This is a genomic window from Pseudomonas laurylsulfatiphila, from assembly GCF_002934665.1.
In the GTDB taxonomy this organism is placed as follows: domain Bacteria; phylum Pseudomonadota; class Gammaproteobacteria; order Pseudomonadales; family Pseudomonadaceae; genus Aquipseudomonas; species Aquipseudomonas laurylsulfatiphila.
Genome location: NZ_NIRS01000001.1, coordinates 547321 through 560735 on the forward strand (window position 1 = coordinate 547321; position 13415 = coordinate 560735).

Genomic DNA, 13415 nt, shown 5'->3' on the forward strand with positions numbered 1-13415 from the left:
ATCGTTTCATATTTATTATTAATTTTTATTTGCAGAGTAATACTCTCAAGATGGGGCCAACGCAATCGGAGGTTCCCATGGCACTGCAACCCTGCAAAAACTACATCGGCGGTAACTGGTGCGAAGGCCAAGGCGTCATCGCCAACCACAGCCCTTCGGATGTTCAAGACCTCATTGGCCAATACCATCAGGCCAGCGCCGAACAGACACTGGATGCCATCGCCGCCGCGCGCGACGCCCAGCCGCAATGGGCCGCCAGCGGCCTGGAACAGTGCCAGCAGGTGTTGATGGCCATCGGCAACGAGTTGATGGCGCGCAAGGAAGAACTCGGCGAACTGCTCTCCCGGGAAGAAGGCAAGCCGCTGGCCGAGGGCATCGGCGAGGTCAATCGCTCCGCGCAGTTCTTCCACTACTACGCCGCTGAAGTGCTGCGCCAGATGGGCGAGACGGCCGCTTCGGTACGCCCCGGCATCGAGATCGAAGTCCAGCGTGAACCGGTGGGTGTGGTCGGCATCATCACGCCATGGAATTTCCCCATGGCCACCGCCGCGTGGAAGATTGCCCCGGCCCTGGCCTTCGGCAACGCCGTCGTGTTCAAACCGGCCAACCTGGTGCCGGCCAGCGCCTGGGCCCTGACTGAAATCATCAGCCGCCAGGCGTTGCCCGCCGGCACCTTCAACCTGGTCATGGGCAGTGGCGCCGTGGTCGGCGAAAGCCTGATCCAGTCCGCCGACATCGACGCATTGAGCTTCACCGGTTCCCTGCAGACCGGTCGCCGCGTCGCGGTCGCCACCGCCGGCAATCTGGTGCGTTGCCAACTGGAAATGGGCAGCAAGAACGCCTTGGTGGTGCTCGATGACGCCGACCTTGAAATCGCTGTGGAATGCGCGTTGAACGGCGCCTTCTTCGGTACCGGGCAAAAGTGCACGGCCTCTTCGCGATTGATCGTCTGCGACGGCATCCATGACCGTTTCGTCGAAGCGCTGGTGGCGCGCATGCGTCAACTGAAGGTCGGTCATGCCCTGCAACAAGGCACGCAGATCGGCCCGGTGGCCGAAGCCCGGCAACTGGAGCAGAACCTCCATTATCTGCAACTGGCCGAAGACGAAGGCGCGACCCTGGTCGAGGGCGGCCAATTGCTGAACCTGCAACCGGCCGGGCACTACATGCGCCCCGCCCTGTTCACCAACAGTCACAACAACATGCGCATCAACCGCGAGGAAGTCTTCGGGCCGATTGCCTGTGTGATCCGGGTCAGTGATTTCGAAGAAGCCCTCGCCGTGTTGAACGACACCGAATACGGCCTCACCGCCGGGATCATCACCCAGTCACTGCGTTATGCCAGCGACTTCAAGCGCCGGGCCCGCACCGGTTGCGTCATGGTCAACCTGCCCACCGCCGGCACCGACTACCACGTGCCGTTCGGCGGCCGCAAAGCCTCCAGCTTCGGGCCACGCGAGCAAGGGCAATACGCCCGCGAGTTCTACACCGTGGTCAAGACCACCTACGTGCGACCTTGAACGGGAGATCAGCATGCACGACTTATTGATGATCGACGGCCTGCAATATTCCCACTGGAACGAAGCGATCTTTCGCCAGATGCAGGAAGGTGGCCTGAGCGCGGTGCACGCCACCATCGCCTACCACGAGAACGCCCGGGAAACCCTGTCGCGAATCGGCGAGTGGAACCGCCGCTTCGAAACCTGGCCCGAGCTGATTCGTCCGGTACGCGAGGCTTCGGACATTCGCCTGGCGCATCAGGAAGGCCGCATCGGGATTTTCTTCGGTTTCCAGAACTGCTCGCCGATTGAAGACGACATCAGCCTGGTGGAGGTTTTCCGCCAGCTCGGCGTACTGATCATGCAGCTCACCTACAACAACCAGAGCCTGCTGGCCAGCGGTTGCTACGAGGCCGAAGACAATGGCATCAGCCGTTTCGGTCGCCAGGTGATCCGCGAGATGAACCGCGTCGGCATGCTGATCGACATGTCCCACAGCGCCGAGCGCAGCACCCTGGAAGCCATCGAGCTGTCGAGCCGGCCGGTGATCGTCTCCCACGCCAACCCGTCGAGTTTCCACGCGGCCAAACGCAACAAGTCCAACGCAGTATTGCGCGGTATCGCCGAGTCCGGCGGCCTGCTGGGTTTCAGCACGTACCCCTTCCACCTCAAGGGAGCGTCGGGCTGCACCCTGGAATCGTTCTGCGACATGGTCGCCAGCACCGCGGAATTGATGGGCGTCGAACACATCGGCATCGGCACCGACCTGTGCCAGCAACAACCCCTGCAAGTGCTCGAATGGATGCGCAATGGGCGCTGGAGCAAAGACAAGGATTACGGCGAAGGATCAAAGGACAACGCCAACTGGCCGGCACCGTTGCAATGGTTCCGCGACAGCCGGGATTTCCCGGTCATCGCCCAGGGCCTGCGCGACCGGGGATTCGCCGAGGACGAGGTACGCAACATCATGGGACTCAACTGGTTGCGCCTGCTGGAAAACGCTACGACGGCGCAAAACTGACTCTTGATCGACACCGTGAGGACAGCATGAAAAATAACAACAATAGCCTCCCGTTCATCTCCCCGACCGGCGATGCACAGCCCCAGGCGCGTATTTTGGAGGCATCATGAAAATATCTGACTCCCTGCAAGCCGACGTCCAGCCACTGGACCTTGCACCGCCGAAAAAAGACATCGACTGGCCGCTGTTCTTGATCAGTGGCGGCTTCCTCGGCGCCTTCCTGATTGCGGCACTGATCGACATCGATGGCGTCTCGCTGTTGGTGAACACGCTGTTCGCCTGGTCGACGAAGTTCTTCGGGTTGTACTGGCAGATCCTGATGCTGGCAACCTTCGCCATGAGCCTGTTCATCTGCTTCAGCAAATGCGGGCGGGTACGCCTGGGCGGCGTCGACCAGCGCCCCGATACCAGCACCTTCAACTGGATCGCTGTGATCATGTGCGCCCTGCTCGCCGGGGGCGGTGCCTTCTGGGCGGCAGCGGAACCGATGATGCACTTCGCCAGTCCGCCACCGCTGTTCGCCGGGGTGCAACCGCACACCGAAGCCGCCGCACACGTTGCGCTCGCGCAATCGTTCGTGCACTGGGGCTTTCTCGCCTGGGCGGTGCTGGGCAGCCTGCTGGCCATCGTGCTGATGCATTTGCATTACGACAAAGGCCTGCCGCTGGCGCCGCGTACCCTGCTCTATCCGTTGTTCGGTGAACGCGCGCTCAAGGGTCCGATCGGCACCCTGGCGGACGCCACCTCGATCATCGCCGTCGTCGCCGGCACCATCGGCCCGATCGGTTTCCTCGGTCTGCAAATCAGCAGTGCGTTGCACTCGGTCTGGGGCATTCCCAATGACCTGGTGGTGCAGTCCATCACCATTGTGCTGGTCACCGTGATGTACACCATCTCCTGCCTGGTCGGGCTGGAAGGGATCCGGTTCGTCAGCGGGATCAACGTCTGGCTGATGATCGGCCTGGCGGTATTCATGGTGCTGCTGGGGCCCACCGCTTTCATTCTCGGCGGCTTTCCCACCGCGTTCGCCTTGCACCTGGAGCAGTTCATTCCAATGACCCTGTTCCGCGCCGATCCGAAATGGCTCGACTGGTGGACGGTGTTCTACTGGGGCTGGTTCATTGGCTACGCGCCGATGGTTGCCCTGTATGTGGCGAAGATTTCCCGTGGCCGGACCATCCGTGAAGTGATCATGACCCTGTCGATCATCGCCCCGCTGGTAACCATGTTCTGGTTCACCATCGTCGGTGGCGCCGGCATCGGCATGGAGTTGCAGACGCCGGGCATCGTCACCGCCCACGGCGCGCAGCCCGAAGACTTGCTGCTGGGCGTGACCCAGAACCTGCCCCTGGGTGGACTGATCTCGGCGCTGTTCCTGTTCCTGAGCTTCATTTCCGTAGCCACCAACGGCGATGCGATGGCGTTCACCGTGGCGATGGCGATGTCCCGCAATGACAAGCCGAAACCATGGCTGCGTGCATTCTGGGCCATCGGCATGGGGCTGGCCGCGGTGGTGTTGATCACCATTGGTTCGGGCGGGGTCACGGCGCTGCAATCCTTTATCGTAATTACTGCCGTACCGGTTTCGCTGCTGATCCTGCCGTCGCTCTGGGATGCACTGCGCATCGCCCGGCAGATGGCTCGCGAACAGGCAGTCTGATGATGAACAGTTCAGGAATCGCAATGATGTCGCACACCGACACACACACCGCTTTGGCCTTGCGGCCCGCCGCCCGGGTCATGGACCTGGAGCGGCTGGGTAGCCACTTTCAAAGCCGCTTGAGTTTCGTGCGCAGCAGCATGCGGCGGATGATGAACGAGCAGTGGCGCATCCAGCGCACCTGCTTCGACCTGGATATCGAGGGCTTCGGTACGGCGATCTACCGCATCGACACCGCCAGTGCCCACTATCACTGCGTGATTTTCTCCATGTACCTGCCGCCGGAAAAACGCAGCGACCGGGTCATCGCCGATCAGTGGGATGTCAGTTTTGTCCTGCTTGCTGGCGATGTCGATGAGCAGCAATTGACTGACCTGCGACGCAATGTGCCGTTGCAGGAAGCCGGGCGTTTTGATTCGCGAGTGCTGGTGCTCTCGCGGGCCAACCGTAGCCTGCGCAACTTCGAGCGTTTCCTCGAGGCGCTGGCCGAAGGTTGTCAGCCAGACCCTCGGCAACTGGCCGAGGTCGGCTACCTGTATCGCACCACCGCGGTGTACGGCAACGGCAAGTTCGGCATCGCCGACTTCAGTTGCCTGCAAGGCACGGCGGACTTCACGCAACCCTTCAGCGCCCAGATGTTTACCGTGTACCTGTTGCGGCATTTCAGCATCGAACAGATCGAACACATGGCCCGGGCACGCAACCCGCAGCGGGCGGTGGGTCTGGACCCTGCCCTGCAGCGTTACCTTGGGGTCGGCAATTCCACGGGGCTGGGCATGGCGCCGTTCCTGATCAATCACCCGCAACTGGTCAACCAATGGCTGTGGGCCAGGGAAACCGCACTGGCACAGGTTGTGGCGCAAGCGGCTGACCTGCCTCATGCCCAGCGCTTTCAGGCGTTGCTGCTACGGGCCCGCCGGCACTTGCAGCAAACCAGCACCGAGGACCAACGGCAAAGCGCCATCGACCAGCAGACACTGGTCGATCTCGAACAACTGGCCGAGTGGTTCACGGGCCAGTCCGTCAACGCGGGTTTGTGGTCGTGCCTGCAAGCCTGGGCCGCAGTGAGCGTCGGTGCCGGTTGCCAGGAACTGCTGGTCAGCCTGCTGCTGGAGTTGTACCCCGAACAGGTCGATCCGCTGGCCGAGCAGATGTCGGTCAACGAGGGGTTTCGCCTGAACGCCGAGATGCCCTTGGATGAGCTGTGCGATCTCATCGAGACCCAGTACCGCTGGGCGCTTGATTACGACTTGAGCGGCACCGAGGCCAACCACTTTTTCTGGTATCGCTCGGCGGAAAAGGAAGAACCACGCCTGGGCGAACGGGCCATGGAGCCAGGTGCCGAGAAAGAAATGCAGTTGGGGATCGCGCACAACATTCAACGTTGTCATCGGGCCCTGCTTGCCTACCGCGAGCAACACCCACGGCAATTGACCGCGCACTTTCTGCTGGCGCTGCCGCAGTTCAAAGGCACCGTCTGCCGCCTGCAAGGCATGGCCCGCTGCGCCTTCGGGGAGATCCGCGCCAACCTGATGGACCGCAGCATGCTGCCGATCCACTTGCTGCGCTGCAAGCTGGCGTTCTTCGGCGCCGGCAAGTTCGACCCCAAGTCCAGCCGCTGGGTGCGCATCACCTTGTTTCAGGGGGCACCGCTGGTCAGCGAGATCGGCCAGCCGTTCCCCGACGACTGGAATTTTGCCGTCATGCCTGAACTGACCAACGCTGCCGGAGCACTCTGAAATGCGTGTATCGCTCAATGAAATCCAGGTGATCTGCCGCAAGGCCTTCGAAGGCATCGGTTTTGCACCCGGTGATTGCGACGACGCCGCCGAGATGATTGCCAGGCTGCAGCAGCAAGGCCTCGACGGTATCGGTGCGCTGAAAAAGGCGTTGGACTTCCTTCACGATGAAGTCGATCGCCCCATCGAAACCTGCTACGAAGACGCCACGCAACTGATCCTCGATGCCCATGGCCAGAGCGTATTGCGCTGCGCCGCCCAGGCCATCGAACTGGGAGTGGCCAAGGCCTTGCGCGGCGGCAGTGCGCTGATCCGCGTCCGCCATTGCCACAACCGCGTTCTGTTGCTGGGCTACCTGGCACGCTGTGCCGGAGAGGGCCTGAACTTTTGTGTGTACTGGCGCGATGCCCGGCAGGAACTGGTGGCCACCTTCAGCGCCGGCCACCCCAGCCCGGCCTTGCGGGTATATGACCTGCCGCAACCGGCGCAGGGCGACGAGCAAAGCATCAACGTGCTGATGTCCCGGAACTTCGCGCTGCTGCCACGCCTGAGTGCCGAAGACGCGGCCCCGACGTTTGAACACCGTCAGCCAACACCCGCGGGCGGGCTGCAGGTCGATGATGAAGTCTGGACCCAGTTGAAGAAACTGGGTGAACGGGTGCTGGTGGAAAGCACCGAAGAATCCCGTCGCCGTGGAGCCGGCGAAGGCAGCGACGCCCGGTAAACCCCTCAAATCCGCATCAGGAAGCATCAATGAAACAGGCGATCAAGACCGACCTCTTTGCCTCGCACGCACCACTGGAATGGGCGGTTGTCGGCAACGGCACGCTGTACACCGCGCAAATCCCCATCGACCGTCAGGGCCAGGTGGTGAGCGGCGGCATCGAAGCGCAAACCCGGCAGACCCTGGACAACCTGCACCACACCCTGCAAGCCGCCGGCAGCTCGCTGGACGCGGTCACCCAGGTACTGATCTACGTGACCGATCGCAGCTACCTCGCAACCGTGAATGCGGTCTACGCCGAATACTTCCAGGCGCCCTACCCTAACCGCGCCGCCATGGTCGTGGCGGGCCTGGCCCGGGAAGAGATGCTGGTGGAGCTGGTGGTGTACGCCTGCGTGGATTGATCCGGCCCGATCTTCTGTAGGAACGAGCTTGCTCCTACAGAGGTCCGCGTTGCCGGCCGGTTTTCAATACCCTTCGTCGGACATTTGGTTCCGACAATAAACAGGTTCACGTCCGCCGTGAACCTTGTTCCAAGCCGCCAGTCATACCCGAGCATTTTTCCTCTCCAATCGTCGTCATCTCATTCGAGTTGTCCGTTCATGCGCCAAACCGTCGTTGCCTTGCGCTTTTCTTCGTTGTGCCTGCTTCCCCTGCTCCCCGTTTTTGCCAGCCCCGCCCACGCCGATGGGCAACGGCAACTGGTCGACGCCATCAACGACTACCGCGCCCATCCGCAACGCTGCGACCGGCGCCCCGCACAACGCTTGGCCCCCCTGACGCTTAAATCGAACCTGGCCTTGCCTGTTGGCTATGGCGGTGGGTTGCGGGACCGGTTAAAGGCTTCCGGCTATCAGGCGACCATGGTGCGCTCTATCCGCGTGGTGGGTGCACGGGACGCCGAAGAAGCCTTCGATATGTTCCAGGACGAGCACTGCGCCGCACTGCTCGACAACCAGTACGCCGACATCGGCGTCAGCCGCGCCGGAAGCGAGTGGCAAGTGGTGCTGGCGCGGCCGGTGCTCGACCGGCAAACCGCCGATCCCCGCAGCGCCGCCCAGGCGTTGCTGGCGCAGGTCAACGCTGCCCGGGCCAGGCCGCGCCTGTGTGGTCGCCAACGCTTCGCCGCCGCGCGGCCGCTGTCCTGGAGCGCGGCCTTGGGTTCCGCCGCACAACATCACAGCAAGGACATGGCCTACAGCAACTATTTCGCCCATCAGGACCCCGACGGTGACATGCCCTCCGACCGCGCCAGGGCTGCGGGCTACCGTGGCCGGCAGATCGGTGAAAACATCGCCGCCGGGCAAGGTTCACCGAGCAAGGCCATGGCCGGTTGGCTCGCCAGTCCCGGGCACTGCGCCAACCTGATGAACCCGATGTTCACCCAGGTCGGTGCCGCGTACGCCGCCAACGCCCGCAGCGACAACGGTGTTTACTGGACAATGCTGTTCGGCGCGCCTTGAGCCGCCGGCCAGACCCGCCTTGCGGGCATTAAAAAACGTACTCCACGGGAAACTGTAGGAGCCAGCTTGCTGGCGATGGACTCCAGTGCGCCGCGCTCATCCAGTTGACACGCGTTATCGTTAACGACCATCGCTGGCAGGCCAGCTCCCACAAGGGGCCATGCCCACACTGAAACTGTAGGAGCCAGCCTGCTGGCGATGGACTCAAGCGCGCCGCGCTCATCCAGTTGACACGCGTTATCGTTAACGACCATCGCTGGCAGGCCAGCTCCTACAGGGGACCGTGTTTATCCGGTTCACACGCGTAATCGTTAACGACCATCGCCAGCAAGCTGGCTCCTACACAGACGCCAAAAACCGAGGCATTAAAAAGCCCGCACTGGGCGGGCTTCGTGGGTGAGTACAAGTAGGTGGCCGGTGCTGGTCTCCGGCTTACAAGGTTTATCAGGCCTCCCACAAAAGAGTCGTGAAACCGTAATGGAACTCTTCTGCTTCACACGGCATAAGGGCTGGATCCCAGCGCGGGGATCTTTCTAACCGTGTACCCTTCGGAACGCGCCCCACGTCTCCTTGCTATCCTTTTGCGCATCAGTCTGCGTCTTCACCTACAAGGTTGAGGATAGCAAAACACGCACGATTGCCAACCGGGCTTTTAGACCGATTTCGACCAGCAGAAAACCCGGCAGGAAACAAAAATACTATCGATAAGGAGATGGCATTACATGGATGAGTTTCACCAGGGCAGCTGCCTCTGCGGCGCCGTCAAATATGGCGTGTCGAGCGAGCTGAAAGCCGTCACCCATTGCCATTGCAGCCAATGCCGAAAGAGCCATGGGGCTGCGTTTGCGACCTACGCGAGCGCGCCCGCCTCGGCGCTGTCCATCATGACCGGCACAGATTCGCTTCAGGCCTATGAATCGTCCAAAGGTGTCACGCGGCAGTTCTGTTGCCGCTGCGGATCTTCGCTGTTCTGGACTGACTCGACAGGCGCGTTTTCCGAGTGGGTTTCGATTGCCCTCGGCTCGCTGGATACGCCGCTACGGACACGCAAGCAAAAACATGTTTGCGTCGGCTCGAAGGCGGATTGGTACGAGATCAACGATCAGCATCCACAAACGGACTGAGTGGCTGGAGCGTGGTCACTGAAGATCCACTGTGGGAGCGACGGTGCGGCGATCCGACCTGCTCGCGATTGCGTCAAATCAGTCAACATTGATGTTGCCTGACACCCTGCATTCGCGAGCAGGCTCGCTCCCACAAAAGTTGTACCTGGTGACTTGGCTGGAGCGCCTCACAAAGGCCGACGCACCACCCTCACCTTGCCGCTATCGCCACCACCGCAGAACAACCGCTCGCCGCCATCGGACTCCAGTCCCGACACGCCGACGCCTTCCGGCATCCTGAGGCTCTCCAGTACTTCACCAGTTTGCGAGTCGATGCGCCGCAGTTCACTCTCGTCGCCCTCCCAGGTGCCGTGCCACAGCGAACCTTGCACCCAGGTCACACCGGTAACGAAACGGTTGGATTCGAGGGTGCGCAGGATCTTGCCGGTCTCGGGGTCGATCTGATGGATCTTGCGTTCGCGGTACTGGCCCACCCACAACGTCCCTTCGGCCCAGGTCAGCCCCGAATCGGTGCCGGCGCCGGGGGCAGGAATCGTCGAGAGGATGCGCCCGGTGCGGGGGTCGATCTTGTGGATGCGGTCGTCGGCGATCTGGAACAGATGCTCGCCATCGAACGCGGTGCCGGCATGGGCAGCGACATCGATCGAGTCCAGCAACTTGCCGCTTTCCGGGTCCAGGGCGTTGATTTTGCTGTTGCTGGCGAACCAGACCTTTTCGCCGTCCCAGGTGACGCCGCACACATGATCGACCTCGGCAAACGGGCCATATTCACGAATGACTTCAGCAGTTGCGTGTTTCATCTGGCATTCCTCGATGGGGGTTGGTGGCGTTCATCCTAGCCACCGGGCAGCGGCGCCGGGAGTAACAAGGTCGTCGCGAATCCCGGCACCGGCGGCGTCATCCAGCGCCGCGCGCGGCCTCGGCCAAACCACTGCACCTTGCCCTGCTCCGCCAGCGTATCGAGCGCACGCTGCACTGTGCGCTGGCTGGTACCCAGCGCCAGGGCCAGGGCGGAACTCGACCACGACTCGCCATCGGCGAGGCAGGCAAATACCGCGGCAAATTTTTCCTCGACCGGTTGCGCCAGTGTCACCACCTCCGTGCACACGGACGTTTGCAAAGCAAAACCACGGGGCGTCGCGATGACGCCGGCCAACGGCTTGAGCGCCTTACGCAGCCGGCCGATTTCCACGCGAAGCCGGGCACGATGGGACTCATCCGAGAGCTTCAGACGGAACGCCCGGGCGATCAGCGTTTCCCGCGCAACATCGGCGGGCCAGGCTTCGGCCAGGGAGCGAGCGAGCATGAACAGGATCGGCCGCGTCGCGAGCGACACCGACATGCCGCAGCCCCGCACAACGTACCGGCAGGCGTCCACCACCAGCGCCGTTGAACCGAGCAAGGCTTCGACTTCATCGAGCAGCAGCGCGCGTTCCTCACCCTGGGCAATCAGGCGTGCCGCGGGTGCGTCGAGCAGGCGTGCTACCTGTTCGACTTCAGCGATCAGCGCGGCAATCCCCGTCTGAGCGGCAGCCTGCCCGGCTCGCGTCAACGCCTCCCGAGCCGCGTTCGATTGCAGGCGGCGAATGGCGATTCCCGCCAGCACCAGTTCATGGGTTGCGCGCAAGGCTGGCGGCAAGGGGCCGGGGTCGAGACTGGCCAGCAACTGCTGCGCCTCATCGAGCTGGCCGATCAGCAGCAGACGGCGGATTTGCAGATACCGCGCGTGAGCGGCATTGACCCGGTCACCGTGGTGCTCAAGGGTGACCCGTGCCGTTTCGAGCGCCTTGACCGGCCAGCCGAGATCCCGCGACGCCAGGGCGATTTCGGCCTCGGCTACCACGCATCGGGCACGGGCCAGCACCTCCCTGGGCGAAAAGGCCTTTTGCGCACGCTTGACCAGCGCCCGGGCGCGCACCAGATCGCCCAGTTGCGCCATGGCGATACCGCGCAGGGCCAGCGCCGGCGCATCGTCGCGCAAGGCCACGCGGTCCAGTGCGCCCAGTGGATTGCCCGCTGCCAGCGCCTGGGCAGCTGCCGTGATCATCGAGTCCATCGAAATCCCGCCACGCTTGTCACTCCCACCCTTCGATACCCGGGTTTAGTCTAATTCACGACCTTTCACCAGGAGCGTACAGCGATGAACACGCACAATACCGCGACCCGGGACCAATGGCTGGCGGCGCGCCTGCAACTGCTCGAAGCGGAAAAGGCCCTGACCCGACGCAGCGATGAAGTGGCCAGGCAACGCCAGGCCTTGCCGTGGGTTCGCCTCGACAAGACGTACCGTTTCGCTACCGACAACGGTAGCGCAACCCTGGCCGAACTCTTTCAAGGGCGCTCGCAACTGCTGGTCTATCACTTCATGTTCGGTCCCGACTACACGGCCGGCTGCCCTTCCTGCTCAGCCATTGCCGATGGCTTCAACCCCGTGGTCATCCACCTGGCCAATCACGACGTAACCTTGATGGCGATATCCCGCGCACCGTTGGCGAAACTGCAGGCCTACAAGCGTCGGATGGGCTGGACCTTCCCTTGGGCCTCGGCCGCCGACAGCGATTTCACCGCCGACTTCAATGTCTACTTCACCGAAGCGCAGCAGCGCGAAGGCCTGGTCGAATACAACTACCAGCGCGGCGGCCATGCCATGGACGCCAGTGAAATACCGGAACCGGTGAAACAGTTCGCCGCGACCTGTGGCACCGACGCGCCGACCTATACTCGCGACCGGCCAGGGCTGAGTACCTTTGTGCTGGAGGATGGCGAGATCTATCACACCTACTCCACCTACGCGCGGGGCCTGGACGGGTTGTGGAGCATGTACCAATGGCTCGACCGCGCGCCCAGGGGACGTAATGAAACGGGGCCCTGGTGGCGTCGGCATGATGAGTACCGGTGAGCGCCGGCGCTGTCACTGACCGCCGATGAAGACGTCCGCCAGCTTGTCCACCAGCGCAGGTTTGGTCTGCGAGACCCGGCGTCGGGTCGCCCATTCCTGCCACTCCTCGGCACGGTCCAGGGTGTAGCACGGCACAAAGTCGCCGAGGAAGCGACCGAAAATCTCACAGCCCTAGATGATTTGGGCCAATTGAAGCGCCACCGTCGATGCCTGATCGGCACTGGCGATGTTCGTGAAGGCCCGCGACCAGGTGCATGCCCCCCGCCTCAGGGTTGATCAGTAGACGTACGCCGAATTGTTGGTGCAGCGCATCAACCAGCCACTGACGGCGGCGCGCGTAGAGGTTTCGCATTTTTTTAAATGCCGCGCGAAGTGCCCCTCGTAGAGGAAAGCTGTGACGGTCGCCTGAAGGAGTTGCGGGCAGTAGTTAGGCAGACGACCCGCCTGACGGGCGAATGCGTCGTTCTGCTCGTCTGGCACCACCAGATCAGCCAAGCGAAGGCCTGGAAACAGCACCTTGCTGAAGGTACCGGTGTAGAGCACGCGGCGTTGGCAGTCACAGTTCCAGCCCCATGTATTGCTGTTTGATCAGAATCAGTGCCCGGTAGATCTGCAAACGGAGGACCTTTGCGCGGAGCACGCATATGGCACAATGTTTTCTTCCTGACTCAATCGTTGAGGCCTCATGATCCGCGACTTTCGAAACGTTGACCTGGAGCCTGTATTGGACATTTGGCTACGAGCGTCAATCCAGGCACATCACTTCATAGCCCCCGAATTCTGGCGTAGCCAGCTTGATGCTATGCGTGAGGTCTACCTACCCGGCGCCATGTCCCGAGTGTTTGAGGCAGACGGGACGGTAGTAGGATTCTGCTCTGTATATGCAGACACACTTGCGGCGCTATTCGTATCGCCTGAACGTCAGAGGGACGGTATAGGTACGCAGCTTCTCGCGGACGCCATGGCATCCCAGTCAACTCTACAGCTGACTGTGTATTCGGCGAATGTGCCTGCTATCCATTTTTATGAGAAGCAGGGCTTTATAGCTCTCAATGAACAACTGGACGCGCACACTGGCCACCTTGAGAAGGTGATGCGCTGGGTCGCCTGATCTGACTCATGTAGCTACAAGCGAAAGGCAAACCACAGGTCGCGCTCGCTTCAGCCCAAGCGTCTGCCCAACTGATCCTGTGTCGTTAAGAGGGCGACGCGATCCCCGACTTGCACATTGCAGACACCGGCACCCACAACGGCCGCGAACAAATTCCTTACATGTTTTTACATCT

The 13415-nt window shown here is 62.0% G+C and carries 13 protein-coding genes and 1 pseudogene; 10 read left to right on the forward strand and 4 right to left on the reverse strand.

The genetic code is table 11. The features are described from left to right. Positions 1 to 77 precede the first annotated feature (77 nt). From CD175_RS02535 to CD175_RS02575, 8 genes are all read left to right on the forward strand, one after another. Positions 78 to 1520, forward strand: coding sequence for an aldehyde dehydrogenase family protein (locus CD175_RS02535; protein WP_104447534.1), 1443 nt, complete (start codon positions 78 to 80; stop codon positions 1518 to 1520). Positions 1521 to 1533: 13 nt separating this feature from the next. Next, positions 1534 to 2520, forward strand: coding sequence for a dipeptidase (locus CD175_RS02540; RefSeq protein WP_104447535.1), 987 nt, complete (start codon positions 1534 to 1536; stop codon positions 2518 to 2520). 106 nt (positions 2521 to 2626) lie between these two features. Next, a complete protein-coding gene (locus CD175_RS02545) occupies positions 2627 to 4180 on the forward strand; it encodes a BCCT family transporter (RefSeq protein WP_104447536.1) in 1554 nt (517 codons plus the stop codon). Positions 4181 to 4203: 23 nt separating this feature from the next. Further along, the gene (locus CD175_RS02550) at positions 4204 to 5919 is read left to right on the forward strand and encodes a hypothetical protein (RefSeq protein ID WP_104447537.1); all 1716 of its coding nucleotides are present in this window, start codon (positions 4204 to 4206) and stop codon (positions 5917 to 5919) included. Position 5920: 1 nt separating this feature from the next. Next, entirely contained in the window at positions 5921 to 6643 is a 723-nt protein-coding gene (locus CD175_RS02555) for a DUF3726 domain-containing protein (RefSeq protein ID WP_104447538.1), read from the forward strand. A gap of 29 nt (positions 6644 to 6672) precedes the next feature. Then, entirely contained in the window at positions 6673 to 7047 is a 375-nt protein-coding gene (locus CD175_RS02560) for a RidA family protein (protein ID WP_104447539.1), read from the forward strand. A gap of 198 nt (positions 7048 to 7245) precedes the next feature. Then, complete coding sequence (locus CD175_RS02565; RefSeq protein ID WP_104447540.1) at positions 7246 to 8106, forward strand: CAP domain-containing protein; 861 nt, start codon at positions 7246 to 7248, stop codon at positions 8104 to 8106. 722 nt (positions 8107 to 8828) lie between these two features. After that, positions 8829 to 9230 (forward strand): GFA family protein, encoded by a 402-nt coding sequence (locus tag CD175_RS02575; RefSeq protein WP_104447542.1) that lies wholly within the window; start codon positions 8829 to 8831, stop codon positions 9228 to 9230. Positions 9231 to 9397: 167 nt separating this feature from the next. Here the strand turns inward: CD175_RS02575 and CD175_RS02580 are convergent, their stop codons facing one another. After that, positions 9398 to 10030: a Vgb family protein gene (locus CD175_RS02580; protein WP_104447543.1), complete on the reverse strand. Its 633-nt coding sequence runs from the start codon at positions 10028 to 10030 to the stop codon at positions 9398 to 9400. Between the two features lie 35 nt (positions 10031 to 10065). After that, complete coding sequence (locus CD175_RS02585; protein ID WP_104447544.1) at positions 10066 to 11286, reverse strand: helix-turn-helix domain-containing protein; 1221 nt, start codon at positions 11284 to 11286, stop codon at positions 10066 to 10068. An 84-nt stretch (positions 11287 to 11370) separates the two neighbouring features. Here CD175_RS02585 and CD175_RS02590 point away from each other — a divergent pair, with 84 nt between their 5' ends. Continuing rightward, the gene (locus CD175_RS02590) at positions 11371 to 12129 is read left to right on the forward strand and encodes a DUF899 domain-containing protein (protein ID WP_104447545.1); all 759 of its coding nucleotides are present in this window, start codon (positions 11371 to 11373) and stop codon (positions 12127 to 12129) included. A 12-nt stretch (positions 12130 to 12141) separates the two neighbouring features. Here CD175_RS02590 and CD175_RS31845 read toward each other — a convergent pair whose 3' ends face one another. Beyond that, entirely contained in the window at positions 12142 to 12264 is a 123-nt protein-coding gene (locus CD175_RS31845) for a hypothetical protein (protein ID WP_276309717.1), read from the reverse strand. Positions 12265 to 12358: 94 nt separating this feature from the next. Beyond that, a pseudogene (locus tag CD175_RS31940) lies at positions 12359 to 12687 on the reverse strand (aminotransferase class I/II-fold pyridoxal phosphate-dependent enzyme); the annotation flags it as partial. 127 nt (positions 12688 to 12814) lie between these two features. On the opposite strand from CD175_RS31940, the gene CD175_RS02600 reads away from it, so the two are divergent. After that, positions 12815 to 13240, forward strand: coding sequence for an N-acetyltransferase (locus tag CD175_RS02600; protein ID WP_104447546.1), 426 nt, complete (start codon positions 12815 to 12817; stop codon positions 13238 to 13240). Positions 13241 to 13415: the final 175 nt, after the last annotated feature.